Annotated in this window: 23 protein-coding genes, 4 tRNA genes, 1 rRNA gene and 1 pseudogene; 7 read left to right on the forward strand and 22 right to left on the reverse strand. The window is 42.6% G+C overall.

Annotated features, from left to right (window positions below; translation table 11 throughout):
- Window positions 1-38 precede the first annotated feature (38 nt).
- From AC30SF_RS05805 to wecA, 6 genes are all read right to left on the reverse strand, one after another.
- Window positions 39-114, reverse strand: a tRNA-Glu gene (locus AC30SF_RS05805).
- A gap of 105 nt (window positions 115-219) precedes the next feature.
- Window positions 220-1,759 (reverse strand): 16S ribosomal RNA (locus tag AC30SF_RS05810).
- A 187-nt stretch (window positions 1,760-1,946) separates the two neighbouring features.
- A tRNA-Pro gene (locus AC30SF_RS05815) sits at window positions 1,947-2,023 on the reverse strand.
- 1 nt (window position 2,024) lies between these two features.
- Window positions 2,025-2,100 (reverse strand) — tRNA-His (locus tag AC30SF_RS05820).
- Window positions 2,101-2,131: 31 nt separating this feature from the next.
- Window positions 2,132-2,208, reverse strand: a tRNA-Arg gene (locus tag AC30SF_RS05825).
- 166 nt (window positions 2,209-2,374) lie between these two features.
- On the reverse strand, window positions 2,375-3,448 hold the full coding sequence (wecA, locus tag AC30SF_RS05830; protein WP_489608311.1) for a UDP-N-acetylglucosamine--undecaprenyl-phosphate N-acetylglucosaminephosphotransferase: 1,074 nt from the start codon (window positions 3,446-3,448) through the stop codon (window positions 2,375-2,377).
- Window positions 3,449-3,573: 125 nt separating this feature from the next.
- Between wecA and hemL the strand changes: the two genes are divergently transcribed.
- The gene (gene hemL / locus AC30SF_RS05835) at window positions 3,574-4,857 is read left to right on the forward strand and encodes a glutamate-1-semialdehyde 2,1-aminomutase (protein WP_489607862.1); all 1,284 of its coding nucleotides are present in this window, start codon (window positions 3,574-3,576) and stop codon (window positions 4,855-4,857) included.
- 46 nt (window positions 4,858-4,903) lie between these two features.
- On the opposite strand, the gene AC30SF_RS05840 is transcribed toward hemL, so the two are convergent.
- The 4 genes from AC30SF_RS05840 to map form a co-directional block, all read right to left on the reverse strand.
- Window positions 4,904-5,710, reverse strand: coding sequence for an IS3 family transposase (locus AC30SF_RS05840; RefSeq protein WP_489607421.1), 807 nt, complete (start codon window positions 5,708-5,710; stop codon window positions 4,904-4,906).
- Complete coding sequence (locus AC30SF_RS05845) at window positions 5,707-6,081, reverse strand: transposase (RefSeq protein WP_489607422.1); 375 nt, start codon at window positions 6,079-6,081, stop codon at window positions 5,707-5,709. The genes AC30SF_RS05840 and AC30SF_RS05845 overlap by 4 nt, the downstream gene beginning before the upstream one ends.
- Window positions 6,082-6,183: 102 nt before the next feature.
- On the reverse strand, window positions 6,184-8,775 hold the full coding sequence (gene glnD, locus AC30SF_RS05850; RefSeq protein WP_489607863.1) for a bifunctional uridylyltransferase/uridylyl-removing protein GlnD: 2,592 nt from the start codon (window positions 8,773-8,775) through the stop codon (window positions 6,184-6,186).
- Between the two features lie 65 nt (window positions 8,776-8,840).
- The gene (map, locus tag AC30SF_RS05855; protein ID WP_314401601.1) at window positions 8,841-9,644 is read right to left on the reverse strand and encodes a type I methionyl aminopeptidase; all 804 of its coding nucleotides are present in this window, start codon (window positions 9,642-9,644) and stop codon (window positions 8,841-8,843) included.
- Between the two features lie 135 nt (window positions 9,645-9,779).
- On the opposite strand from map, the gene erpA reads away from it, so the two are divergent.
- Genes erpA through mrcB form a run of 3 tightly spaced genes read left to right on the forward strand, consistent with a single transcriptional unit; the run spans window position 9,780 to window position 12,873 of the window.
- Window positions 9,780-10,121, forward strand: coding sequence for an iron-sulfur cluster insertion protein ErpA (gene erpA, locus AC30SF_RS05860; protein ID WP_021616501.1), 342 nt, complete (start codon window positions 9,780-9,782; stop codon window positions 10,119-10,121).
- A gap of 1 nt (window position 10,122) precedes the next feature.
- Window positions 10,123-10,485 (forward strand): YacL family protein, encoded by a 363-nt coding sequence (locus AC30SF_RS05865; protein ID WP_315542901.1) that lies wholly within the window; start codon window positions 10,123-10,125, stop codon window positions 10,483-10,485.
- Between the two features lie 30 nt (window positions 10,486-10,515).
- Window positions 10,516-12,873, forward strand: a complete 2,358-nt coding sequence (gene mrcB, locus AC30SF_RS05870; protein WP_315542898.1) for a penicillin-binding protein 1B — start codon at window positions 10,516-10,518, stop codon at window positions 12,871-12,873.
- Between the two features lie 131 nt (window positions 12,874-13,004).
- Here mrcB and AC30SF_RS05875 read toward each other — a convergent pair whose 3' ends face one another.
- Window positions 13,005-13,256: a YcgL domain-containing protein gene (locus AC30SF_RS05875; protein ID WP_021616498.1), complete on the reverse strand. Its 252-nt coding sequence runs from the start codon at window positions 13,254-13,256 to the stop codon at window positions 13,005-13,007.
- A gap of 86 nt (window positions 13,257-13,342) precedes the next feature.
- On the opposite strand from AC30SF_RS05875, the gene minC reads away from it, so the two are divergent.
- A complete protein-coding gene (gene minC, locus AC30SF_RS05880; protein ID WP_314401603.1) occupies window positions 13,343-14,005 on the forward strand; it encodes a septum site-determining protein MinC in 663 nt (220 codons plus the stop codon).
- Here the strand turns inward: minC and AC30SF_RS05885 are convergent.
- From AC30SF_RS05885 to AC30SF_RS05935, 11 genes and pseudogenes are all read right to left on the reverse strand, one after another.
- Window positions 14,006-14,568, reverse strand: a pseudogene (locus AC30SF_RS05885) (TorD/DmsD family molecular chaperone).
- The gene (locus tag AC30SF_RS05890; protein WP_315542893.1) at window positions 14,547-15,179 is read right to left on the reverse strand and encodes an NAD(P)H-dependent oxidoreductase; all 633 of its coding nucleotides are present in this window, start codon (window positions 15,177-15,179) and stop codon (window positions 14,547-14,549) included. Before AC30SF_RS05890 ends, AC30SF_RS05885 begins: the two are co-directional and overlap by 22 nt.
- 49 nt (window positions 15,180-15,228) lie before the next feature.
- Entirely contained in the window at window positions 15,229-15,492 is a 264-nt protein-coding gene (locus AC30SF_RS05895; RefSeq protein ID WP_021616494.1) for an NfeD family protein, read from the reverse strand.
- A gap of 14 nt (window positions 15,493-15,506) precedes the next feature.
- Window positions 15,507-16,514 (reverse strand): CAP domain-containing protein, encoded by a 1,008-nt coding sequence (locus AC30SF_RS05900; RefSeq protein ID WP_489607864.1) that lies wholly within the window; start codon window positions 16,512-16,514, stop codon window positions 15,507-15,509.
- A 30-nt stretch (window positions 16,515-16,544) separates the two neighbouring features.
- The gene (locus tag AC30SF_RS05905) at window positions 16,545-17,279 is read right to left on the reverse strand and encodes an ATP-binding cassette domain-containing protein (RefSeq protein ID WP_315542889.1); all 735 of its coding nucleotides are present in this window, start codon (window positions 17,277-17,279) and stop codon (window positions 16,545-16,547) included.
- Between the two features lie 4 nt (window positions 17,280-17,283).
- Window positions 17,284-18,261, reverse strand: a complete 978-nt coding sequence (locus AC30SF_RS05910) for an iron chelate uptake ABC transporter family permease subunit (protein ID WP_315542886.1) — start codon at window positions 18,259-18,261, stop codon at window positions 17,284-17,286.
- 72 nt (window positions 18,262-18,333) lie between these two features.
- Window positions 18,334-18,816, reverse strand: a complete 483-nt coding sequence (locus tag AC30SF_RS05915; protein WP_489607865.1) for an REP-associated tyrosine transposase — start codon at window positions 18,814-18,816, stop codon at window positions 18,334-18,336.
- A gap of 100 nt (window positions 18,817-18,916) precedes the next feature.
- The gene (locus AC30SF_RS05920; RefSeq protein ID WP_315542880.1) at window positions 18,917-19,723 is read right to left on the reverse strand and encodes a helical backbone metal receptor; all 807 of its coding nucleotides are present in this window, start codon (window positions 19,721-19,723) and stop codon (window positions 18,917-18,919) included.
- A gap of 66 nt (window positions 19,724-19,789) precedes the next feature.
- Complete coding sequence (locus AC30SF_RS05925; protein ID WP_315542873.1) at window positions 19,790-21,718, reverse strand: TonB-dependent receptor plug domain-containing protein; 1,929 nt, start codon at window positions 21,716-21,718, stop codon at window positions 19,790-19,792.
- An 89-nt stretch (window positions 21,719-21,807) separates the two neighbouring features.
- On the reverse strand, window positions 21,808-22,752 hold the full coding sequence (locus AC30SF_RS05930; RefSeq protein ID WP_315542870.1) for a 2-hydroxyacid dehydrogenase: 945 nt from the start codon (window positions 22,750-22,752) through the stop codon (window positions 21,808-21,810).
- A 152-nt stretch (window positions 22,753-22,904) separates the two neighbouring features.
- Window positions 22,905-23,471: an anthranilate synthase component II gene (locus AC30SF_RS05935; protein ID WP_315542868.1), complete on the reverse strand. Its 567-nt coding sequence runs from the start codon at window positions 23,469-23,471 to the stop codon at window positions 22,905-22,907.
- Window positions 23,472-23,565: 94 nt separating this feature from the next.
- On the opposite strand from AC30SF_RS05935, the gene AC30SF_RS05940 reads away from it, so the two are divergent.
- Both AC30SF_RS05940 and AC30SF_RS05945 read left to right on the forward strand, forming a co-directional pair.
- Window positions 23,566-24,558 carry an aminodeoxychorismate synthase component I gene (locus AC30SF_RS05940; protein ID WP_489607866.1) on the forward strand — a complete coding sequence of 331 codons (993 nt, stop codon included), beginning with the start codon at window positions 23,566-23,568 and terminating at the stop codon, window positions 24,556-24,558.
- Window positions 24,559-24,560: 2 nt separating this feature from the next.
- Complete coding sequence (locus AC30SF_RS05945; protein WP_489607867.1) at window positions 24,561-25,148, forward strand: aminotransferase class IV family protein; 588 nt, start codon at window positions 24,561-24,563, stop codon at window positions 25,146-25,148.
- Window positions 25,149-25,398 lie beyond the last annotated feature (250 nt).

A 25,398-nucleotide genomic window follows, 5' to 3' on the forward strand; every position in this document is an offset into this window, starting at 1 on the left:
AGAACAGTTTATTAAGAAGACAAAAAATCATCTTTAAATGGCGTCCCCACGGGGATTCGAACCCCGGTTACCGCCGTGAAAGGGCGATGTCCTAGGCCTCTAGACGATGGGGACAACATGTAAAGATATTCTTCACATCTTGCTTTATTTGTTTATTCTTCTTTTGTTTACAATCATCAGCCAAACTGTGTGGACACTTAAAGTCAATTCTATCTTTGGTAAGGAGGTGATCCAACCGCAGGTTCCCCTACGGTTACCTTGTTACGACTTCACCCCAGTCATGAATCATACCGTGGTAAACGCCCTCCCGAAGGTTAAGCTATCTACTTCTGGTACAACCCACTCCCATGGTGTGACGGGCGGTGTGTACAAGGCCCGGGAACGTATTCACCGCGACATTCTGATTCGCGATTACTAGCGATTCCGACTTCATGGAGTCGAGTTGCAGACTCCAATCCGGACTTAGACGTACTTTCTGAGATTCACTCCACCTCGCGGCTTCGTCACCCTCTGTATACGCCATTGTAGCACGTGTGTAGCCCTACTCGTAAGGGCCATGATGACTTGACGTCATCCCCACCTTCCTCCGGTTTATCACCGGCAGTCTCCTTTGAGTTCCCGACCTAATCGCTGGCAACAAAGGATAAGGGTTGCGCTCGTTGCGGGACTTAACCCAACATTTCACAACACGAGCTGACGACAGCCATGCAGCACCTGTCTCATGGTTCCCGAAGGCACTCCCGTATCTCTACAGGATTCCATGGATGTCAAGAGTAGGTAAGGTTCTTCGCGTTGCATCGAATTAAACCACATGCTCCACCGCTTGTGCGGGCCCCCGTCAATTCATTTGAGTTTTAACCTTGCGGCCGTACTCCCCAGGCGGTCGATTTATCACGTTAGCTACGGGCACCAAGCTTAAAGCCCAATCCCCAAATCGACAGCGTTTACAGCGTGGACTACCAGGGTATCTAATCCTGTTTGCTCCCCACGCTTTCGCACATGAGCGTCAGTACATTCCCAAGGGGCTGCCTTCGCCTTCGGTATTCCTCCACATCTCTACGCATTTCACCGCTACACGTGGAATTCTACCCCTCCCTAAAGTACTCTAGCTACCCAGTCTGAAATGCAATTCCCAGGTTAAGCCCGGGGATTTCACACCTCACTTAAATAGCCGCCTGCGTGCCCTTTACGCCCAGTTATTCCGATTAACGCTCGCACCCTCCGTATTACCGCGGCTGCTGGCACGGAGTTAGCCGGTGCTTCTTCTGTGATTAACGTCAATTTGTTGCGCTATTAACACAACAACCTTCCTCGTCACCGAAAGAACTTTACAACCCGAAGGCCTTCTTCATTCACGCGGCATGGCTGCGTCAGGGTTGCCCCCATTGCGCAATATTCCCCACTGCTGCCTCCCGTAGGAGTCCGGGCCGTGTCTCAGTCCCGGTGTGGCTGGTCATCCTCTCAGACCAGCTAGAGATCGTCGGCTTGGTAGGCCTTTACCCCACCAACTACCTAATCCCACTTGGGCTCATCTCATGGCATGCGGCCTCGCGGTCCCGCACTTTCATCTCTCGATTCTACGCGGTATTAGCGACAGTTTCCCGTCGTTATCCCCCTCCATAAGCCAGATTCCCAAGCATTACTCACCCGTCCGCCACTCGTCAGCAAGAAAGCAAGCTTTCTCCTGTTACCGTTCGACTTGCATGTGTTAAGCCTGCCGCCAGCGTTCAATCTGAGCCATGATCAAACTCTTCAATTCAAAAAGTTTAATCGCTCAATACTGCTGACTTAATTAATCATCTATAATAAATAAACGAATCTTCGTAGCACTATTCAGTTCAATTTTAAAATTCTTTAATGATAAAAATAAATCTTCAAGTGCCCACACAGTTTGTCTGATTGATTGTTAAAGAACAAAAAATCCTAAGAAATCTCAGAATTAAAATTGGTCGGCGAGATAGGATTTGAACCTACGACCCACTGGTCCCAAACCAGTTGCGCTACCAAACTGCGCTACTCGCCGATGGGGTGGCTAATGGGACTTGAACCCACGACAACCGGAATCACAATCCGGGGCTCTACCAACTGAGCTATAGCCACCATATTTTAATAAGTTGAACTTGCATGACCTTGGCGCGCTCGACAGGATTTGAACCTGCGACCTTTGGCTCCGGAGGCCAACGCTCTATCCAACTGAGCTACGAGCGCTAGAAGCGTCGTTGCGGGGCGTATATTAAAAGTTTAAAAAGTGCTTGTCTAGTTTTTTTTTATAAAAATTTATCATCAGCTATTTTTTTAGCCAAAATGAATATAATTTATAAAATTTCTGGTTATTTTTTATTTAACTCTAACTTTTTAGTGAAAAATTTAACTTCTATTTAGTTTTAGCGCGTTTAGCCGCACGACGTTTCATTCGACGTATCCAACGGGTAATCTTCCAAGCTTTCGTAATAGAATAAGAATAAAGGAAGAAAAGAATAATGAATGCGATGAACATGATCCATTCATTAATGTAGTAAATTTCCCCTAAAATCCCAAAGCCGGCACACAATGCCGCGACAAAGGTAATTAACAAAAACGCCTGACGGGAAGTTAAACCTGCACGCACCATCAAATGATGGACATGCAAGCGGTCCGGACGGAATGGGCTCTTCCCTTTTCTTAAACGACGATAAATAATCGCCACCATATCCACCAACGGAATAGCAATCACCCAAAGTGCGGTTACCGGATTCATCGGATGACCTTTGCCTTGCGTACTTAGCAACAGAATCCAAATAATCGTAAAACCGATCAACGTACTGCCGGCATCGCCCATAAAGACTTTAAATTTTGGTCCCAACGGAATCCCCAGATTCATCATTAAATAAGGAATCGTTGCAATAATTAAGCCAAAACTCCAATAAGCCAAATCCATTTGCCCATCGCGATACATCAAAATACCGATCGCAGCGAAAGAAACACAAGACAATCCGCCCAGTAAACCGTCAATACCATCGATCATATTAAAAGCATTAATAATGCCGATGGTCGCCAACACAGTAATAATTAAGCCGATAGATCCTAACGTGAGCTGGAATGGCCCTAAAATTTGCCCTAAATGATCGAGGTAAACATTCCCCATATCAATCATGAGAATGGCTAAAAATGCCTGAACACCTGCGCGCAAGAAAGGGCTAATGTCATAACGGTCATCAACAATGCCCATTAATAGCAAGACTAAAATACTGAATAAATAAAGATAAGGTAAACGCGTTTGATCCCACTGCATGAGATAAAAACAAAGATTTCCCATAAACAATGAAATGCCGCCAATTAACGGAATTGCGCCTTGATGGCGTTTACGATAGTTAGGTTTATCCACCAAACCGATTTTAATAGCAACGGGACGCATCACAAGTAAAGTTAAAAGTGCCCCAAGAAATGTAACAAATAACGTCAGTAACATAGGTTTTCCCATGAAAATAAAATGCGCAAAGGATATCACAAAGGCAAAAGGCTACATAAATATTTTTACTCACCTTCCTTTTTTTCAGTACAATAAAGCATTTTTTGTATATAAGGATAAAAACGATGGCAAATTCAACCGCACTTTTCTCCCGTGCCCAACATGTTATTCCGGGCGGCGTTAATTCACCAGTTCGCGCTTTTAACGGCGTCGGCGGCACACCGGTCTTTATTGAAAAAGCACAAGGCGCTTATATTTATGACACAGACGGCAAACAATATATTGACTACGTAGGGTCTTGGGGCCCGATGATTTTAGGACACAATCACCCCACTATTTTAAATGCCGTGATGAAAACCGCACAAAACGGCTTGAGTTTCGGAGCACCGACACCGTTGGAAATCGAACTTGCCGAATTAGTGTGTGAACTTATCCCTTCAATTGAAATGGTCAGAATGGTGAGCTCCGGCACCGAAGCCACGATGTCAGCCATTCGCTTAGCCCGCGGCTATACAAATCGAGATAAAATCATCAAATTCGAAGGTTGTTATCATGGTCATGCGGATTCCCTGTTAGTCAAAGCCGGTTCCGGCGCATTAACATTGGGGCAACCTAACTCACCGGGTGTGCCGGCAGATTTTGCCAAACACACACTCACCTGTACCTATAACGACATCGACTCTGTCAAACAAGCCTTCGAGCAATATCCTGACGACATCGCTTGCGTGATTGTTGAACCGGTCGCGGGCAACATGAACTGCGTTCCACCAAAAAATGATTTTCTGCAAGGGTTGCGCAAACTTTGCGATCAATATGGCGCCGTATTCATCATTGATGAAGTAATGACCGGTTTCCGTGTAGCACTTGGCGGTGCACAACGTTACTACAATGTCACACCGGATTTAACCTGTTTAGGCAAGGTGATCGGCGGTGGCATGCCGGTGGGTGCCTTTGGTGGTAAGAAAGAAATTATGCAACACATTGCCCCAACCGGCCCGGTTTACCAAGCGGGCACCTTATCCGGCAACCCGATAGCGATGGCAGCTGGTATCGCTTGCTTAACAGAATTGAAAAAAGCCGGTAATGAGCAAAAACTGGCGCAACAAACGGAAAAATTAGCAAAAGGCTTGCAACAGCTTGCCGATAAGCATCAAGTGCCGTTTACCGTCAATTATGTCGGCGGCATGTTCGGTATTTTCTTTACTGATAAAAAAGAAGTGACGTGTTATCAGGACGTGATGACGTGCGATACCGAAAAATTTAAACGCTTTTTCCACAAAATGTTGGATTTAGGCGTTTATCTGGCGCCGTCTGCATTTGAGGCAGGCTTTATGTCTCTTGCGCATTCTGATGAAGACATCGAGCGCACGCTAGCGGGAGCAGATATTGCTTTTGCTGAATTGGCATAATTCATAAAACGCAAAGTGATCTGCCCCCAAAAGTTGGACAGGTTAGTTAACTTAAATATTGAGCTCGGTATTGCACCGGGCTCAATCCTTTGAAAGCAAGTTTAATTCGTTTTTGGTTGTAATACACTAAATATTCTTCAATTTCAGCCTGTAATTCAGCAATTGAATGATAAGTTCGAGAGTAAAAGCACTCTGATTTTAATATTGCAAAAAAGCTTTCAATCACCGCATTATCGTAGCAATTTCCTCGGCGGCTCATACTTTGCACCGCTTTACCCTCCAACATCTTTACCCATTCCGCCGAGCCATATAATACGCCTTGGTCGCTATGAATAATCGGGCATTCTGTCGGTTTAAGCCTACTAAGCCCTTGTTCTAACATCTTTTTTACCAATGAAAACTTCTGGCGTGTTGCAAAGTTATAGGCAATAATTTCTCGGTTAGCCAAGTCCATCAACGGTGAAAAATAAAGCGTTTCTTGCCCAACCTGAAATTCCGTTACATCCGTTACCCATTTTTGATTGAGTGCCGTTGCTGTAAAGTCACGATTCAGCAAATTCGGGGCAATATGCGATGTTTTTCCTCGTTTTCCATGTCTTTTCTTACGTAAAATGGAATGAATACCTAACTCGTTCATCAGTTTTAACACCGTTTTATGATTCAAATGAAAACCCATTTGGCGTAATTTAAACGTCATGGGGCGATAACCATCTCGTTTTCTGTTCTTTTTGTACAGCGATAAGATAGTCTCTTTTACCTCGTGATAATTTCGCTTAATCTCTTTATAGTAAAAGCTTGAGCGAGGCATTTTAGCCACATGAAGTAAATCATTTAACGCGTGGTCCGGCTTCAATCTTTCAATGATTTTTCTTTTTTCTGTCGTTGTTTTTGACGGTCGAGCTTCTCCAACTCCTTTAGGTAAGCAATCTCCGCACGAGCCAAGGCGAGTTCTCGTTGTAACTTTTTAAACGCTTTAGGTGAAAAGTCTGTGGTTTCCGGGATTTCAATGTCTTTCTTTTTCATTTTTGACTTCACTATTTTCGGTGTTTGAAGGTTTGTATAAGGCGATTTTACGCCATCAATCCCTCTTTCCCGAAATGCTTTTAGCCAATAGATGACGGCAGAATGGGGAATGTTATGAAGTTTAGCCACCTCACGGATACCATAATCCTGTTCGGTGACGAGTTTGATAATTTCTAAACGAAATTGATAAGAGTAAGACATAATCTGCACCTCAAAATAGGTGTCCAGGTTTTGGGGTGCAGATCAAAGTGCGGTCAGATTTAAAAACGTTTTTAAATCTGACCGCACTTTTATGTTTAAACACTAATTTAAAATTTGCAACAAACGCGTCAATAACGCAGCTCTCTCCGACTCGTCCAAGGCACGTCCGAATTTGTTCGTTAAAATAAAGAAGTCTTCTGCTTTTTCACCAATGGTGGTGATTTTAGCATTGAGCAAATTCAGCTCTAAGTCGCAGAACACAGCACTCACATCTGCCAACAAACCGGCCTGATCCAGCGCAAACAATTCCATTTCAGTTTGATCGGTTTTATCAAGATTTAAAAAACGTACGTCGGTTTTCACATGGAAATGAGCCAAATGGTGTTTTTCTCGCAGGCGTTGTTTATTCACCGTTTCTGACGTTAGGCTTTTCGTCAGAGCATCTTCCAACATGCGACGACGATCAAATGGCAACTCCGCACCATCCAGTTCCGTCACAATAAAACTGTCCAACACATAGCCGTCTTGCGTGGTAATAATTTGTGCATCGTGAATGCTGAGTTTTTTCGCTCCGATGGTACTCACCACTTTATTAAACAGGTTCGGGCGGTCGTTGGTATAAATAAAAATTTCCGTACCGCCGGCGGAAAACCGATTGCTCACTTTAACCAAGACATCACCGGTAAATTCAGCAAGCAGTTGCGTGTGCCAGCTGATTTGCTGCGGCGAATTACGTAAAAAATAATCCAACGGGCAACGTTGCCATAGCTTTTCAATTTGCGACTCAGAAAGTGCGGTATTTTTTTCACGTATTTCTAACAACGCCAAGTGGCGATGCTCTTCAGCCTTTGCCTGATTGTCCAACAAGGTTGCCAGCCCTTGGGCAAATTGTTGCGTGGTGTAATCGTATAAGGTCGCTAGTAAAGAACGCTTCCAGCTGTTCCATAAGGTTTCATTGGTCGCCACAATGTCGGCAATAGTAAGGCAGGTTAAATAATCTAAGCGCACTTGATTACGAACACGCTCGGCAAAACTCAACACAATTTCAGGATCGTGAATATCCCGTCGTTGTGCGGTCACCGACATCAACAAATGCTGTTCTACCAGCCATGCCATGGTTTCTGTTTCGCGTTGGTCGAAGCCATGCAGTACGGCAAACTCGCGTATATCTTCCGCCCCCAGCAATTCATGCGCGCCACCACGCCCTTTGGCAATGTCATGAAATAAGGCGGCAATATACAATAAAGTGCGGTCAGAAATTTGATGCATTATTTGATGGCAAATCGGGTGATTTTGCGCCGATGCTTCCGCTAAAAAACTTTCCAGTTTTAACATCACGCGCAGAATATGTTCATCCACGGTGTAACAATGGAACAAATCAAACTGCATTAAGCCGACAATATTGCCCCATTGCGGTAAATAGGCGGTCAGCACACCATATTGATGCATCGGAAAAAATGCGCGTTGGATGGCATTGGGCTGATTAAACAATCGAATAAATTTTTCTCGTGCCGTCGGTAAATCGCATAAATACCCTTGCCGTTGATCTAACGCCAAATACAGCTCACGTAATACGGAGGAATGGATCTCCGCTTGCGGATATTGCGTTAAATAATAGAAAAGATCGAGGATGCTTTCCGGCTGTTGTTCAAAGCATTGGCGATAACGCAAACAAATGGATTGATTTATCAAGCTAAAATTCACATCAAGCACTTGCTCGTTCATCACTTCATGTGGGGTTAAAAAATGCTCCTGATAATGTTTGACCAGCAATTCGCTCAGCAACGAAATGGAATGTAGCGCCTGGAAAAATTGCTTCATCATGGCTTCTACGCCTTGATTTCCCTCACCTTGAAATCCTAACAATTCACTGACTTTTAATTGACGATCGAACAAAAGGCGGTTGTCATAACGTTTTAAAATCAAGTGCAACGCATACCGCACTTTAAACAGAAATTGTTGGCTTTTCAGCAACAAAGCATACTCCGCCGGATGAATAAATCCCGCTTGCAAAATTTCCTGCAAATTTTTCGCCCCGTTGTGGCGAAGGGCAATCCAATACAACAAATGCAAATCCCGCAAGCCGCCTGGACTGTATTTAATGTCGGGTTCAAGATTGTAAGACGTATTGTTATAACGTTGATAACGCTCATTTTTTTCTTGAATCTTTGCCTGACAGAAATCGGTTTTTGACCAAAAAGTCGATTGTTGCACCAATGCGACCAACTGTTTGAATAACATTTGATTGCCGATTAAATAACGCGCTTCCAACAAATTTGTCGCCACCGTGATATCCGCTATGCCCTCCGCTTCACATTCAGCAAGGGTACGGATGCTCTGCCCAACGTTAAAACCGCAATCCCATAAAAATTGCACGAATTGACCGAGTGTTTCTTGTAACGCCTCGCTTGGAACGTGCTCGGTTAAAATCAAAATATCCAAATCGGAAAGCGGGAACATTTCCTGCCGCCCGTAACCGCCCACGGCAATCAGACTTAATGTGGGATTGTCGGCAAATTGAAAATGGCGCCACAAGTGCAAAAGGAATTGATCATAAAACGCCGTACGATTGGCAATCAGTTGATCAATGGCTATTTTGTCAAAATTCGCCAGTTCAAACTGTTTTAAATTTTCTCTCTGAATTTTGACCGCACTTGGTGTGAGCTCGGCTTGGGTATCGTAAGGAAAAAGCATAGGTTGTCTTGCAAAAACGGGAAATAGAAAAATCCGCCACGGGAAACGTAGCGGATTTCAGTTAATTAAACGTTCACCATAACACGTTGGATACGCCCTTCGGCAATCTCTTCGTCACGGATGGTCATCACTTCACAGCCGTTTTCCGTCACCACAATTTGGTGCTCAAATTGGGCGGAATGGCTGCGGTCTTTGGTTTTCACCGTCCACCCATCGCCCATTAAACGCACTTCTTTTTTACCGGCGTTAATCATTGGCTCAATGGTGAATACCATGCCCGGTTTTAACACCACGCCGCCATCGTCTGCATAATAATGCAAAACCTGTGGTTCGCAGTGGAATTCCGTCCCAATGCCATGGCCGCAATATTCGCGCACCACACTAAAAGTTTGAGATTCCGTATATTTTTGTACGGCTCTACCGATTTCATTTAAACGAATGCCCGGTTTAACCGTACGCAGACCGACATAAAGCGCTTCTTGTGCGGCTTCCACCAGTTTTTTACTGCGTAAATTGGTTTCGCCAACGATATACATTTTGGAATTATCACCAAAATAACCGTCTTTTATCACCGTGACATCAATATTCACAATATCGCCATTTTTCAGATGCTTATCAAAACTTGGGATGCCATGACAAACCACTTCATTAATGGAAATGCAAGTCGCTTTCGGGAAACCATGATAATTCAAGCAAGCTGGAATAACTTTTTGCACGTTCACCATATAATCGTGACAAATGCGATCCAATTCTCCGGTACTCACGCCTTCTTTAATATACGGTTCAATCATCACCAACACGTCGGATGCCAGTTTGCAGGCTTCACGTAATTTAACAATTTCCTCTTCCGTTCTTAATGGAATACTCATGTTTATCTCCCTATTTAAAAATTAATGGGCGGAATTATAGCACTGTGACAGAGAAAAATCCTTGATAAATTCTTGAATGGACTAGTCGGTTATTGGATAATACGCGCTCAAATAAATCGTGGGGAATTATACAATATGACAGAGATATCCGTTCCATTAACGTTTACAGATGCTGCGGCACAAAAAGTGAAGTCTTTAATTACCGAAGAAGAAAACCCGGCACTTAAATTACGCGTCTATATTACCGGCGGCGGTTGTAGCGGCTTCCAATACGGCTTTACCTTTGACGAAAAAGTCAATGAAGGTGACTTAACCGTAGAAAATGCCGGCGTGCAATTAGTTATCGATCCGATGAGCCTACAATATTTAATCGGTGGTACCATTGACTATACCGAAGGCTTGGAAGGTTCACGTTTTGTGGTGAATAACCCGAATGCCTCATCCACTTGCGGTTGCGGATCCTCTTTCAGCATCTAATATGGATTTTCAATTTACCTCCCATCAAGGCAACACTGTCGCGAAGTGCTCCATGGAGCACGAAGCCTTTGCCAACTGGTTTAACATCGAAGTGCGGTCAAATCCACAACTAATTTCTACCGCACTTTTTCATTTACAAAACTTGCCTGCGCCCCATGCGGCGGATGTGGTGTTAACCGGTGCCGAATACAGCTTATACATTAACGCGGATGAGGTGATGGCGAAGGCAAATAATCTCGCCATTGAGAATCCAGACGCGTTGGAAGACGGTTTTTATTATTACGATGATGAAAGTATCGCCTTTTGTGGCATTGAAGATTTTACCCATTTTTTACACTCTTACTTGGATTTTATCCGCGCCTAATCCCAACATTCAGCCCAAATGGTAACGCACATGGCAACAACAAAAGAGCAACAGACTTCGACTGAACAGCCACCGATAAAATCCAGAAGATCTTGGACAATTCAGCTGTTAAAAATCGCATTCACTTTTTTTTGTATGCTATTTTCTTATTCTGCTTATTTGGATTGGCAGATTCGCAGCAAAATGGACGGCCAAATTTGGCGTTTGCCGGCAGAAGTGTATAGCCGAATTGAAAGCATTCGGGTGAGTGATCAACTCAGTTTTGAGCAAATCAAACAACTTCTCTTAGAAAATGAATATCGCCAAACCACCATGATTGCCGCACCGGGCGATTTTAAAATTGAAAATAACACGATCGTCTTATTGCGTCGTGCATTCCCTTTTCCCGACACACCAGAAGCGCAACGGGTTTTTCGCCTGCGTTTTGAAAACGATAAACTGGCAGTCATTGAAGATCTGATTAATGTTAAAGCCATTGATGAATTTCGTTTGGCGCCGAAGTTGATCGCCATTTTGCAATCAGACAAAGAAGAACGCCTTGCGATTTCTTTGCAACAATACCCGCGCTTACTCATTGATGCCTTATTACTGACGGAAGATCGTCGTTTCTTTCAACATGATGGTATCAGCCCACTGGGTATTTTGCGTGCCATGATCACCAATATCCAAGCAGGGCAAACGGTACAAGGCGGCAGTACGCTAACCCAACAACTGGTGAAAAACTTATTTTTAAGCAACGAGCGCACCCTCACCCGTAAAATTAACGAAGCCTTGATGGCGTTAATTCTCGATTGGCGTTATGACAAAAACCGTATCTTAGAAACCTACTTAAACGAAATTTACCTCGGGCAGAACGGCGACAACCAAATTCATGGTTTTGAATTGGCCAGCCAGTTTTATTTCGGACGTTCCGTGCGGGAAATCAGTTTGGATCAAATTGCATTATTAGTGGGCATGGTCAAAGGCCCTTCCCTCTATAACCCATGGCGAAATCCCAATTACGCCCTTGAACGCCGCAATGTGGTGTTGCATTTGATGTTGGAACACAAAATCATCGGCGATGAACTCTATCAACTATTAAGCCAACGCCCGCTCGGCGTGCAAGAAAAAGGGAAAATTAGCCGTAAATACCCAGCGTTTATTCAAACCTTACAAACCGAATTACGCCACCAACTTGGCGAAGGGAAAACTGAAAATTTACTGGGTGCGCGCATTTTTTCTACGTTAGACATCAAACAACAAGATCAGGCTGAACACGCGGTAATCAGTGCCGTATCCGATTTACAGCTCAAACATAAGAATCCGTTTTTAGAATCCGCCATGGTGGTAGCCGATTATCAAACCGGTGAAGTGCGCGCCATTGTAGGGGGATTGCAAACCCAATTTGCCGGGTTCAACCGAGCCTTATCGGCTAAACGCCAAATCGGCTCATTGGTAAAACCGTCCATTTATTTGACCGCACTTATGTATCCGGATCAATTTCGGTTAAACACGCCGATTAACAACCAACCGATTACTATCAACGTGAAAGGCAGCCAACCATGGCAACCACGCAATTACGACCGCCGATACAGCGGTTCCGTCATGCTGATGGATGCATTAGTACGCTCGTTGAATATCCCAACGGTCAATATCGGCATGAAGCTTGGGTTAACCAAAGTGATTTCCATGCAACAAGCCATGGGCTGGGATAAAGTCACGATTCCAAAAGTACCTTCCATGCTGCTAGGTTCCTATGCCATTTCACCTTATGACGTGACCAAGCTTTATCAAACTATCGCCAACGAAGGCGCCAGCATTCCGCTCAGCACGATCAGTAGTATTGCGGATAGACAAGGCAATGTGATTTATGAGCATGATCTCGAACCCAAACAAGTTGCGCCACCTGAAGCCGCATTCCAAACCCTCTTTGCTATGCAACAAGTGGTTGATCGTGGCACCGCTCACAGCTTGCAACCGGATTACGCCCATTTACACTTAGCCGGCAAAACCGGTACTACTAACGATGCGCGCGATACTTGGTTTGTGGGAATTGATGGCGAAAACGTTGTCACCATTTGGCTTGGTCGAGACGATAACGGTGAAACCAAACTCACCGGTGCTAGCGGTGCGTTACAAGTCTATAAGGCCTATTTACAACGTGCGGCTATTCGCCCATTAAAATTAAACAAACCACAAAGCATCAAGTGGATCGGAATTAATGCCTACGGCGGTTGGGATTGCAGCAGCTCACGCACGATCCCTGTTTGGGCAGACAGAAATCAATCATTCTGCCAACAAAGTCCACTCGCACAAACCGGCTCCATGATCAGCAATACAGCAACGCAAGCACCGACAACCCCGGTAAAACAAGAAAGCGTATGGGATGTACTAAAAGAAGGTGAATAAAAAATGGACGGTTACACGCAGAATAAAAACACCTAACAAAATGACCGCACTTGAGGAGATAAGTGCGGTCATTTTTTATGGTGTTTTTAACTATTCATCAATAGAATGAAAAACTCAATAAACTCAAACCGTTATAGACGAAATAACCAATCGTCTTTTTTCGGCGTTTGTAAGTAAAAGCCTTTTTCTTTAATTTGCTGCAACACTTCCGTTTTATCCGCATTGACTAACGGTTTGCTGCCGGCAAGATTAAACAACATCACAAAAATCGGTTTGCCAAAAGCCGTTAACAATGCGTCAGGTAGCGCATCAAATTGATCGCGTTTTTCAATATAAAGATACATGCCCGGTTCTTTTGGGCTTTTATAAATGGCACAGAGCATAAATCGGATTCCTTAATTAGGTTGAAGTTGCCGATTTTGCAATAATTCATTATCATTAAGCAACTCTTTTCATTGGAATTTTGCTTATGGCTCAAGATATTATCGAACTACGAACAGGTCAATTTTCTGCGCTGTTTATCAGTATTAATAGTTCAAGCTTGACTGCCATTAAGCGTGCATTGGCAAAGAAAAACAAAACCTCACCATCATTATTTAAAAATATTGAGGTGATTTTGCAGTTCAATCCGATGCTGGAAAAAGTCAATCTTATCGCATTAAAAGACTTATTGGCAGAATATCAAATTCATCTTATTGGCGTGGCAGATTGGCAAAATCATCTGCAAAGAGAGCTCATTCTTGCTGCCAACCTCTCCATTCTTGGCAATATTAATAACCTCTCTGAAATCCTTCCGGAACCACGCGATTTACCCACAAAAATTGTGCCGCATAATGTTATCGACAAACAGGTTATTTATGCGAAAAACAGTGATTTGATTATTCATGGCGATGTGGAACAAGGTGCTGAAGTCGCTGCAGATGGCAATATCCATATTTATGGCGAATTATTAGGACGTGCCATGGCAGGTGTCAACAGCAGTTCCGGTGCGATTTATACACAATATTTAGATGCGGAATTTATCGCCGTCAACAGCCGTTTTCTCTATAAAGAAAAAATCCCAACGGAATTTTTATATCGTTCCGTCAGGATTTTTGCCGAAAAGGATCAGTTGAGTTTTCATCCTTTCTAATTACAAGTCAACAGACTCCAATTCATCTGCCATGGCGGACAATATCTCGCGTGTAAGATACGCTAACGCACGATAAAATGGCAGTCCTGCCGATTGTTCCACCTTGTTTAAAAACTTCGCTGCACAAGGCAATAAAAACTGTTCAAACAAGTCCTGTTGCGCAGATAATGAATCGGCATTGTCTTCCAACCATGAGGCCGTTAAAAGCAACATGGCAAAATGATCAAGGTTATCACTTGGCGGTAAATTACGTTCTTGACGAAAGTTTTCAAAATCCGCCACTGAAATATCGTAAGCAGAAATTTGCGTTGCCACCGCGCCTTTCTCACCCAATAACTTTTGATATTCTTTCTCCAAAAGCGTTAAATCTATCGGCATTTGTAATGCGTCTAAGGCTTGTTGACTTTCTGCATCTTCCGTTAATGGCCACACTTCAGATAATTGGTGTTGTTGTAACCATGTAAATACACCAGAAAGAATATTATCTGTTGGCTGGCGATAAAATAAATTTCCAAATAATCGCTAATTAAAGAGAAATGATTTAATTGGATTTTTTCTTGCATGAATTTTTGTCCTTCTCTGATAAAAGTGCGGTCAAATTTTCCAATGTTTTTTCAAAGACGGAGGTTAAAACTGACTGATACCCCACCTCATCTAATAAATGAATATTGCCAAAAAACTCATGTCGGATGTCTGTTATTCCGCAAAAATTAAACAATCCATCAACCAAACAAGATTGCAAGGCTTTATCAAAAGCCAGTTGTTGATATTTTTCTATGCTATTTCCCATGGTAATAAAATGCTGTAGTTTTTTATTTCCCAGTAAACCAACAGACGCACCATTTTCATTTTTGTAGGCAAAGCCGTAACTTAACACACGATCTAAATATCCTTTTAATATTGCCGGGAATCCCATCCACCAAAGTGGGTAGATAAAGGTAATTAATTCGGCTTCTGCAATCAATTCTTGCTCAAACTTAATCTCAGCAGGCACAATGCCATCCATTGTTGCACTCAATTCAGACCAAGATAACACCGGATTAAAATCTAATGTATACAGATCACGAATCACTGCTTCCACACCGATTTGCCGGGTCGCTTTTATGACTTCCTCCACTAAAGTGCGGTTAAAACTCTGTGAATTTGGGTGAGCAAAAATAATCAAATGTTTCATTTTATTCCTTAAATTTTATCGCATTTAATCAAACTGGCTGAATAATGCGTTATTTTAAAACAAGAATGATCGCAATATAAATTGACACAAGAACAAAAAGAGGGATCGGTAAAATCAATTTCATCACCCCGGCAATCACCGCTACCGCAAGTCCCCACCATAATAAAAACATTCCGGGCACGGCAATTTCTGCGACAAGTAAAACACTGCCTAACATAAACCAATGCCACTCATTCCAATGAATCAGGTAGCGTAAAATATCCCAGTGAATAAGCCAGGAAAAAAACTTGAAACTAATTAACCATTCAATCATAAATATTCTCTAAATTAATCTGTGATATTAAACCAATACTCATAATCTTTTGCTGTTCCATTGATCATCACATTCTTAATTTTAACAGAATATTTTTTATTTTTTTGAAGACCATCAACACGCCATTGAATATGATTCCCTAATCCCATATAGTCTTTATCTTTATTAGGATCTGTATATTTTATGCTATGCACACGCATCGTTCTTCCATCTGCTGATCTGACAGAAACACTCGCATTGGCATAATTTACCGAAGTAATATTCTTTTCTCTGGAAGATCTATCCGCAATGACCGAAAAATGAAGAAACCAATCTAAAGTAAACCAATTTGAAGGGTAGTTTTTATCCGGATAAGCAATATAATCGGCTTTGGTATTTATAATATTTTGTCTTGTATTGCTAATATAAATACTTACCGCATCGGCCACACGCTGATGATTATCAACATGAGTAACACGTCCATAGGAAATATCCCCTAAAAAAGGATCTAAAAACCATAATCGGTGGCCTAATGAAAACACATTATCGTCAATAATTAATTCATCAATGACTTTTTCGGCAAAATTCTCCGGTAGAAACACAATATAATCAGAAGTTAAATGCATATTGCTATGGCGACTTCCTTCATATCCGTCTTTCGAATAACATTTCAAACGAGAAGAAGGATAATGATCCAATAACCGATTTGCCGATGAAATTAATGCAGAGGCCGTGGTAAAACGATCTTTTGTCTCATCATAGCCTACGGCTTCTAAACCGTGAGCTTGACGAATTAAATTGAGTTCTTTCAACGCCCGTCTTTTCTCTAATTCCGTCACCTTGCCGGCATAACAGTTATCCACATCCGGAAAACGTTGATAGCTTTTTTGTAACATTTTTAATGCTTGACTTTCGGCTTTCTCTTTTTCGCCTTCATTTCGGTAAGTAAATTCACTGGAACGAAGTGAATACGTTTTCCCAACTTCAGCAGATACGAAAGCCGAAATAAAAGAAAAATATAAAAGAATAAATAAAAATTTCATCATCTCTCTCTTGTCTTAAAAAGCACGCTATTATACTAATTTAGTGATATTATCCAATACTTTGTTTTCTTGATTAATATCCGCATGAATATGAAACGCGTTTGCCAAATGCTCAACCGTTAATACGCTTGTCGTTTCTCCGCTCGCAATGATTTGTCCTTGATTCAATAAAATGACTTCATCGCAGAATTTATAGGCTAAAGAAAGGTGATGAATTGCGACCACGCAGGTGTGGCTGGGCGTAAGGGATTTCAGTTGTTCCATCATATCGATTTGATAAAACGGATCGAGGGCGGCAATGGGTTCATCAGCAAGCAATAAAGGGGCGTTTTTGATACAACAACGGGCAAGTTGTACGCGAGCTTTTTCGCCGCCGGAAAGTTGGCGAAAAGATTTTTCTAATAAATGTGAAACGGAAAACATTTCTGAAATCGACCGCACTTTTTCTTGTTCTTTGGCTCGATGAAGCAGATTTGGTAACCCCAACGCGATAACATCATACACAGATAAATCCCAGTGAATTTCCGTGTTTTGTGCAAGGTAAGCCAACTGTTGGCTTTTTTGTTCCGCAGTCATTGTGGTTAATTTGTGATTGTCGAACCAAATTTCACCGCTTTTGATAGGCAAAATACCGGCAATGGTTTTCAGCAACGTCGATTTGCCCGCACCATTAGCCCCCATAATGCCGACCAATTTGCCCGTTGGGATAGTGCATTGAATGCCTTTTAAGCCATAAGGTTGGGAGAGATTCTCGATTTTAATCATAAGGTTACCTTGCCAATCTGCGTTGTTCCGTCAATAAAATCCAAATCAAACATGGCGCACCAATCATTGCCGTGAGTGTGCCAATATAAATGTGAGAGAAAAACGGCACATATTGCACACAAAGATCTGCAATTAACAGCAATAAAGCCCCAAATAAGGCACTGGTTATGTAAAGTTGTGATGGGCGTTTTTTCAGTAGGATGCGTGCGAAGTGCGGTGCGATTAAACCGATAAAACCGATGGCACCCGTTTGTGGAATGGTTGCGCCGACGAGCAATGCAACGCCAAAGGTGGTGATAAAAAAGCTGCGTTTCGGATCGATCCCCATGGTGCCGGCGGTCTCTTCACCGAAACTGAGTAAATCCACATAACGACGTTCGCGGTATAAACAAACTAAACCAAACAGAACAATCAGCAGTGAAATCACCAAAGTGTCAAGCTTCGCCCACACTAATGAGCCTTGTAACCAACGGTAAAGCTCCGCCAACGCCCAAGGGCTTTCGGCGTTAGATAACAACAACGCAATGGCGGCGCCAAGCAACATATTCACCGCCAAGCCGCTGAGGATCATCATGGTTGTGCCATGATTTTTGGCAATGGCATACACCAATAAAAAACTCGCTAATGCCCCCGCAACACCGCCAAATAGCAATAGCGTAAACGGCACAGAAAAATAATAAAGAATCAGCACACTGGCAGCAGTTGCCCCGGCGCTACTGCCGAGCAAACCTGGACTTGCCAATGGATTTTGGAAAATCCCCTGCATGGCATTGCCCGCAAGGGCAAGACTGGCACCGGTTAAAATTGCTAAACCAATGCGCGGAACACGGATATCCCACAGCACAAGCGAACGCATATCAGTGAGCACCCCATCCGCATTTTTGAGATGGGTAAAATCGCCAAGTTGATGATAAAGGGCGATGCCTGTTATCAACAGCAAGAATGAGAAAAGTATTGCGTTTAGACGTTTTGGATTCTTCATTATTATTCCGTAGGGACAGACTTTATGTCTGTCCTATAAATATTATTAGTAATATCAGACAGGGATAAACTCCTAGGAGTGATAAAATCGATCTAATTCCCACTGCAAAGGATTATTTTCAATGTAGGTAGCAATTCGTTCATAATCTTTATCATCCCGAATAATATGTTCATAAAAACTACGTTGCCATAAAGGTTCATAGGCTTTATTTTGAGAAATCATAAAACTATGGTACTGCTTTGTTACATTTCCTTTAAATTTTTTGACAATTTCTGATAACGGTACATTGTCTTGATTAAACCAAATAAAATGTAAATGGTTTGGCATAATGACAAAATCCGTAAGAATACTATTCGGATAATACTTCGTTAGACTTAATAAAATTTCTTTTAATATTTCACCAAATACATTTAATTGCATTACACCATCAATAATTTCGCCAAATACACACTGACGATTTTTAGTGCAAATCGTAACAAAATAACAACCATATTGAGAATAATCGAAAAATAGTAATCGTAAATGTTCACGGCGGCGATAAGATGACTGAATCATGTTGACCTTTTATTTTCTCTTGCTTTTGTAGAAATAAACTTATCTCTGTTCTATCAATATTTGTTATGCCATCGGACAGACATAAAGTCTGTCCCTACGATCATTTTTTCATAAGTTTCTGACTGTGAATACTTTGGTTATAAATCCTCTCCGCCCCCTGCCACACGCCATGATCAAAGCAATAAGTATATTTCATCGGAATGCGAAAGTGCGGTCGATTTTTAAAGTGTTTTTTTAGTAACGGATGGTCAAGCAATTCTGCCTGTTCGTTATAGCTTTGTTGATCGGTAATTTCGATCAACCCGTTAGGTTGAGCAAGCAGCACTTTTTCCAATGAAAAATTTTGTGGGGTCAATGGGTATTGTAACGGTGTTAAACCAAGCAATGTTAATAGCACGTTATATTGCGGGAAAATAGATTCCACTACGCCGGTTTCCGACAACATTAGCGTATCGGTCAATGTCACATCCAGTTTGGTCTTTTGTGATTTTAATTTTTCCACCAACTGTTCCGCATGGGCTTCATTGCCGGTGAGTTTGCCCAGTTGTAACATCAAATCAAACAATGCTTCTGGCGTTTGAGGGCTATCGTTAATCGGTACAATTTTTGCGCCAAGGCGCTTTAAATCAGCGACCAATTGCGGATAAAAGGTTTCATTAATCAACAGCGTTTTATCCAAATAAGGCAACAATGCGGTAAGTTGCGGTTCAATGGTCGGTTTATCCCGGTTAATTTTATCCAGCATCATGCGCGGATGTTGAGAGTAAGGCGACATTGCCGCGATTTGTTCCGGACGGGCAATTTCCGCAAGCAGGCGGTCGCTGCACAAGGTGAGCGAAACAAATTGCTCGGTGTGTGCAGAAAAGGAAAGAAAAAGTGCGGTGAAAATAAAGGATGTTTTTTTCATATAACGAAGGCGGGTTTTCAGCCCGCCATGATTAAAAAATTCGGCAGACTAAAGCCCGCCTTACGATTAGAACGATCCTCTCAAGCCAACATAAACATTGCGCCCTTCTTGGCCGTAACCAAGGACGTTTTCGTATTTTTTATTGAATACGTTGTTAAGGTTTGCGTAAACCGTCAAACTCTCCGCCACTTTGTAATTCACGCCTACGTTTGCCAAGGTATAAGATGGCAATTTCACTTTATGTGTACTGTAGCTTGGTGAATAGTAGGTATCCATACGTTTGCCAGTGTAAGACAAATTCACATCTGTACCCAATTTTTCAGTAATCTGATAGGCTAAGCCTGTGTTGGCTAAATGTTTCGGACGGCGTGCCAATTCAATCCCTTTGCTGTCTCGGGTTTGGGTATATGTATAGTTCGCATAAGCGGTTAATGCATCTGTGATTTTACCATTGTAAGCCACTTCAAGACCTTTAACCTTGCTCTTCCCATCAAGATTGACGGCACGGCTTGCGTAGGTGACGGAATTAATCACTTCGCTACTAATCGCATTTTTCACGTTACGCGTGAAATAAGTGATATCAACGCTATGGCGGTGATCATCTGTTTCAAATAAGAAACCAACATCGCCCCCTACGCTTTTTTCCGGTTGTAAATTTGGGTTGCCGATATAGCGTGCGTTATAGCCATAATATTCTGTAATTGTCGGATTTTGAATTGCTGAACCAATGCTTGCATGTGCTTTCACATTGTTATGTAAGCGATAAGCCCCGGCAATACGACCTGTCCATGAATTTTCGTATTCAGAGCTATCAGTGTAACGACCACTCATATTCAAACTATGATCCGCATCGTGTAATAGGCGATATTCTGCCGCGACGCTTTTCTCAATGAGCTTTTTATTACCCGCATTATTGAAATAAGACGAGTTAAAATCTGTTTTTTGATAGTCTGTTAAGAAACTTAAACCTTGCGTGATGGAGCCTTCACGATCGAAATTCACATCTAATTGATAGTTCGCATTGAGTTTTTTCGCATCGTAAGCTGAGGCATAGCCAACCGTATCGCTGTCGGTTTTGATATGGCTTACGCCAACTTTATGTTTAAATAATTCATCGCCATTACCTAAGAAACCACTTAATTTAAATAAGGTGTCACGTGTGCGGGTGTAATGACCTTTTTCATCTGTTGCACTGTTATCAAAATTAGCGGTTTGGCTGCTGTGAGAGGTTAAGAAATCAAAACCTTTTTGGTTATCATCATAGCCGAAACGAAGAGAGGTATTATCACGGTGGAATTTATCGCGCTCACTTGCTCCACCGGTACTGACCGCTGTGCCATCTTGTGCCGTGTAGTTAAAACGGTCTTTGCTGAGTGCTGAAATACCTTTGGTATGGTGGCTGTCACCATGTAAAGCATAATAGAAATTGTTGTTTGAGCCTGAAAAGGTTAATGAACCATCAACAGTGCGGTGAGATCCTGTACCAAAATCATAGTCAACATTGAAGGTTTTGCCTTTTTCTAGGCCCTTTTTGGTGGTGATATAAATCACACCGCCCATTGCATCACTTCCCCAAAGCGCAGATTGCTCACCGCGTAAGATTTCGATGCGTTCGATGTTGCTTAAAGCTAATCCACCGAAATCAAAACCGTAGCCGGAAACCGGATTGGCTTTTACACCATCAATAATCACGGCAGTGTGGTTTGCATCCGCACCACGTAAAAAGACGTTGGTCAATGTACCACGACCGCCTGAAGTGCTTACGGCAAGGCTTGGCACGGTTTTCAATACATCACTCACATACGTAGCGTTGCGTGCAGCGAAATCTTTTTCCGTTAAAACTGTCACAGAAGACGCGGTTTGGTCTTGGTTTACCGGTGTGGCATACGCAGAATAAACGACAATCGGAGCTAATTCGGTTTTTGTGTTTTCACCGGCAAAGGCGATCGTTGGAAGCGCAAATAACATTGCAGTTGTGATAAGATTTTTTTTCATGGTCAGGTTTCTTTAAGTTAGAAAATGTGATTTGCCATCAAAAATGGCGCCCTTTTTTAGGCGCCACATCATACCACAGGAAATAAGAATTACTTACCGTGCGCCACAAAATCTTCGATATTTTGAGCGACTTTATTCACTAAGGTGGTGACCGCAGAATCACTTGCCCAAGCAACGTGAGGCGTGATTAATAAATTCGGCAAACGTTTTGCCGCTTGAATTAACGGATTGTCCTTTTCCGGTGGTTCTTTAACCAATACATCCAAGGCTGCTCCGGCAATTTTTCCGTTTTCTAGCGCCTCCAACAATGCTGCTTCATCCACCAATGGGCCACGGCCGGTATTGATGAGATAAGCGGTCGGTTTCATTAATGCTAACGTTTCCGCATTGATTAAATTTTTGGTGGTGTCGGTTAACGGGCAATGCAGCGTGACGATATCCGCTTGTTTCAATACGGTTTCAAATTCAGTGTAGCCTTCACGAATATGGCTTGCCCCTTTGTGTTCCGCATACAACACGTTCATGCCCAATAATTGCGCCAAACGCCCTACTTCTGTGCCTAAACAACCCTTACCAAATACACCTAACGTCGCGCCACGCACATCCGTTATCGGGTAATCGGTGTAGCAGAACTGTCCGCAGGTGGCCCAACGATCAGAAGTCACTTGATCGCGATGATACCCAATAAGACTGTGTTTTAATGAGAAAATCATGCCCAATACATGCTCCGGCACGGCCACACTGGAATAACCGGGCACATTTTTTACGGCAATACCGAGGTCTTTCGCAGCATCTAAATCAATGTTGTTGGTACCGGTCGCCGTAATGGCGATGAGTTTTAATTTCGGTAATCGGCTTAATAATTCTCGGTCAAACACCACTTTGTTGGTCACCACAATATCGGCATCTTTGGTGCGTTCAAAGGTTTCCTCCGGCAAAGTGCGGTCATATTCCATCCAAGTGTGTGGAAAGCTTGGGCGTGGAATATCATGGCTTGCGGGAATACTGGCACGATCGAGAAAAACAATGTTCATCAAAAACTCCTTTAGTTTCACAACGTTTGAATATCGCGTCTAACCTTAAAGAAGTCCTTGCACAAAAACAAGAGAGAGAAAGGATTTTTGTGATTTGTGTGATCTCGATCTAAAAAATGCAGCGAAAAAGCACCGCACTTTGATGGCGATTCTTAAGAGTCCAGCAACCAATTTCGCAAAATTTGCTCACCATATTCCGAAATATAGGATTCCGGATGAAATTGCACCCCGTAAATCGGCAACGTTTTATGCTGCATGGCCATAATGATGTTGTCATCACAACGGGCAGTGATTTGTAATGCGCTTGGAAAATTCTGCTCACTTACCGCCCAAGAATGATATAAACCGATTTGAAAGGTTGGTGGCATATTTTTAAAGAGACGGGATTCTGTCGCACACTGTAATTGCTTGGCTTGCCCATGACGAGGGGTCGGAAGATTATGTAATTCTGCACCAAAAAATTCGCATAACATTTGATGTCCTAAACACACGCCTAAAATGGATTTGCTGTGCTGATAACGTGCCAGCAAGTCAAATAATTGCGGATAAGCGCGCGGCACATCCGGGCCGGGAGAAATCAATAAATGAGAAAAATCGCCCACGGCATCTAAATCCAGTTCTTCCACATTGACCACTTGAAATGGCACGTTCAACCGGCGGATATAATCCACTAAGTTGAACGTAAAAGAATCGTGATTATTGATGATCAGTAGCGACATAACATCTTTCTCTGAGGGCTAAGTAGGCGGTGAAGTATATCATTTTATGGCAATTTAAGCTAAAATTTTCGCCGTTTTTTCATGAGATAATGTTATGTGGCAAGATTTTATTCAACAAACGAACCAATTTGGCGAAGCGAAAACGCCCTTCTTCTTTTTAATCGATTTTGAGCAACAAAAACCGATATTGTGTCCGTTAAATGAAATGGCTGAACAAGGGATTTTCGTCCAATTTCCAGACTATACCAACGTGAATTGGCGGGAAGATTTGCCGCATAAAACATCGCCGATGCCACCTTTTTATTTACATAAACAGCCAATGGATTTTGCCGCCTATCAAAAAGGCTTTGATTTAGTACAACAGGAACAGCGCTTCGGCAACTCCTATTTACTTAATCTGACCTACCCGACACCGATTGAAACCAATTATTCACTGCGCCAACTGTTCCAACAGAGCCAAGCGAAGTATAAATTGTTGTTCAAAGATCAATTTGTGTGTTTTTCACCGGAATGTTTTGTCAATTTATACGACAACCAGATTTTCACTTATCCGATGAAAGGCACGATTGATGCAACGCTGCCCCATGCTCAAGCCACCTTGCTCAACAATCAAAAAGAACAGCGAGAACATTACACCATCGTGGATTTAATGCGCAATGACTTAGCCACCGTGGCAAAAAATATTCACGTAACGCATTTTCGTTATGTGGAAGAAATCCAAACAGAACGTGGTGCCATTTTGCAAACCAGTTCCGAAATTCGTGGTGAATTGGCGGAAAACTGGCAGAAAGAAATCGGTTCTCTTCTTGCCAAACTGTTACCCGCCGGCTCTATCAGTGGTGCCCCAAAAGAAAAAACAGTACAAATTATTCAACAGGCCGAACAACAACCTCGTGGCTATTACACAGGTATATTCGGTATTTTTGACGGTGAAAAATTACAAAGTGCGGTGGCAATTCGTTTTATTGAAGACACAGAAAAAGGCTTTGTTTTCCGCAGTGGCGGTGGCATTACCATTCAAAGTGACGCACAGGAAGAATATCAAGAATTGATTCAAAAAGTGTATGTGCCGTTACAGAAGGTTTAACCATGGAATTTCCTTTATTTGAAACCCTTGCCATCGAACAAGGCAAGATCCGCAATATCGAACGTCATCAACAACGCTACGAACGCAGTTTACAGGCGTTTTATGGCAAACAAAGTGCGGTCGTTTTTCCTCGCATTTTTCAGCTTGCCGAACATATTCGTGTCCCGCTCGAACTGACTGCCGAACCGCTGATTCGTTGCCGAATCGATTACAATGCGGAGCAAATTCAATGCCGTTATTTTCCTTACCAGCGTAAACATTACCGCACCTTTAAACCGGTTGTCTGCGACCTCATTGACTACGGCTTGAAATACGCTGACCGCACTTTATTAAACGAATTACTCACGCAAAAAGGCGATTGCGATGAAATCATGATCATCAAAAACGGACATGTCACCGATTGCACTATCGGCAACCTTATTTTCCGCCAAGGCACACAATGGTTCACCCCCGACACACCACTTCTTGAAGGCACCCAACGGGCGGCATTATTAGCCCAAGGTCGTCTAAAAGTGCGGTCGATTTTAGCCACGGATTTGAGTTTGTTTGAGGAAATCAGGTTGATCAATGCGTTGAATGGATTGGAATAGCAATCCGCACGTAAAACGTGCGGTTTTTAGTAAATCGTAGCGTGCAACTTGTTGCACGAAATCATGAATGTCCGAAAGGGTTAAATAACGTACCGTGCGTGGTTTGGTCGTGCATCAAGATGCACGCTACGCATGAAATGCGTGAATTACACATCGAAGTTAATTATTCGTGCAACAAGTTGCACGCTACGCATGAAATCGTGAATTACACATCGAAGTTAATCATTCGTGCAACAAGTTGCACGCTACG

Source organism: Aggregatibacter valvarum, assembly GCF_980468985.1.

Bases quoted from the DNA above. Each gene is read 5' to 3' on its own strand.
- AC30SF_RS05845 (WP_489607422.1), bottom strand. From the start codon at position 6,081: ATGTCTTACTCTTATCAATTTCGTTTAGAAATTATCAAACTCGTCACC.
- AC30SF_RS05910 (WP_315542886.1), bottom strand. From the start codon at position 18,261: ATGAAGAATCCAAAACGTCTAAACGCAATACTTTTCTCATTCTTGCTG.
- minC (WP_314401603.1), top strand. From the start codon at position 13,343: ATGGCTCAAGATATTATCGAACTACGAACAGGTCAATTTTCTGCGCTG.
- AC30SF_RS05900 (WP_489607864.1), bottom strand. From the start codon at position 16,514: ATGAAATTTTTATTTATTCTTTTATATTTTTCTTTTATTTCGGCTTTC.
- AC30SF_RS05915 (WP_489607865.1), bottom strand. From the start codon at position 18,816: ATGATTCAGTCATCTTATCGCCGCCGTGAACATTTACGATTACTATTT.
- AC30SF_RS05925 (WP_315542873.1), bottom strand. From the start codon at position 21,718: ATGAAAAAAAATCTTATCACAACTGCAATGTTATTTGCGCTTCCAACG.
- hemL (WP_489607862.1), top strand. From the start codon at position 3,574: ATGGCAAATTCAACCGCACTTTTCTCCCGTGCCCAACATGTTATTCCG.
- AC30SF_RS05935 (WP_315542868.1), bottom strand. From the start codon at position 23,471: ATGTCGCTACTGATCATCAATAATCACGATTCTTTTACGTTCAACTTA.
- AC30SF_RS05890 (WP_315542893.1), bottom strand. From the start codon at position 15,179: ATGAAACATTTGATTATTTTTGCTCACCCAAATTCACAGAGTTTTAAC.
- AC30SF_RS05945 (WP_489607867.1), top strand. From the start codon at position 24,561: ATGGAATTTCCTTTATTTGAAACCCTTGCCATCGAACAAGGCAAGATC.
- wecA (WP_489608311.1), bottom strand. From the start codon at position 3,448: ATGTTACTGACGTTATTTGTTACATTTCTTGGGGCACTTTTAACTTTA.
- AC30SF_RS05875 (WP_021616498.1), bottom strand. From the start codon at position 13,256: ATGCTCTGTGCCATTTATAAAAGCCCAAAAGAACCGGGCATGTATCTT.
- AC30SF_RS05930 (WP_315542870.1), bottom strand. From the start codon at position 22,752: ATGAACATTGTTTTTCTCGATCGTGCCAGTATTCCCGCAAGCCATGAT.
- erpA (WP_021616501.1), top strand. From the start codon at position 9,780: ATGACAGAGATATCCGTTCCATTAACGTTTACAGATGCTGCGGCACAA.
- glnD (WP_489607863.1), bottom strand. From the start codon at position 8,775: ATGCTTTTTCCTTACGATACCCAAGCCGAGCTCACACCAAGTGCGGTC.
- map (WP_314401601.1), bottom strand. From the start codon at position 9,644: ATGAGTATTCCATTAAGAACGGAAGAGGAAATTGTTAAATTACGTGAA.
- AC30SF_RS05895 (WP_021616494.1), bottom strand. From the start codon at position 15,492: ATGATTGAATGGTTAATTAGTTTCAAGTTTTTTTCCTGGCTTATTCAC.
- AC30SF_RS05905 (WP_315542889.1), bottom strand. From the start codon at position 17,279: ATGATTAAAATCGAGAATCTCTCCCAACCTTATGGCTTAAAAGGCATT.
- AC30SF_RS05940 (WP_489607866.1), top strand. From the start codon at position 23,566: ATGTGGCAAGATTTTATTCAACAAACGAACCAATTTGGCGAAGCGAAA.
- mrcB (WP_315542898.1), top strand. From the start codon at position 10,516: ATGGCAACAACAAAAGAGCAACAGACTTCGACTGAACAGCCACCGATA.
- AC30SF_RS05920 (WP_315542880.1), bottom strand. From the start codon at position 19,723: ATGAAAAAAACATCCTTTATTTTCACCGCACTTTTTCTTTCCTTTTCT.
- AC30SF_RS05865 (WP_315542901.1), top strand. From the start codon at position 10,123: ATGGATTTTCAATTTACCTCCCATCAAGGCAACACTGTCGCGAAGTGC.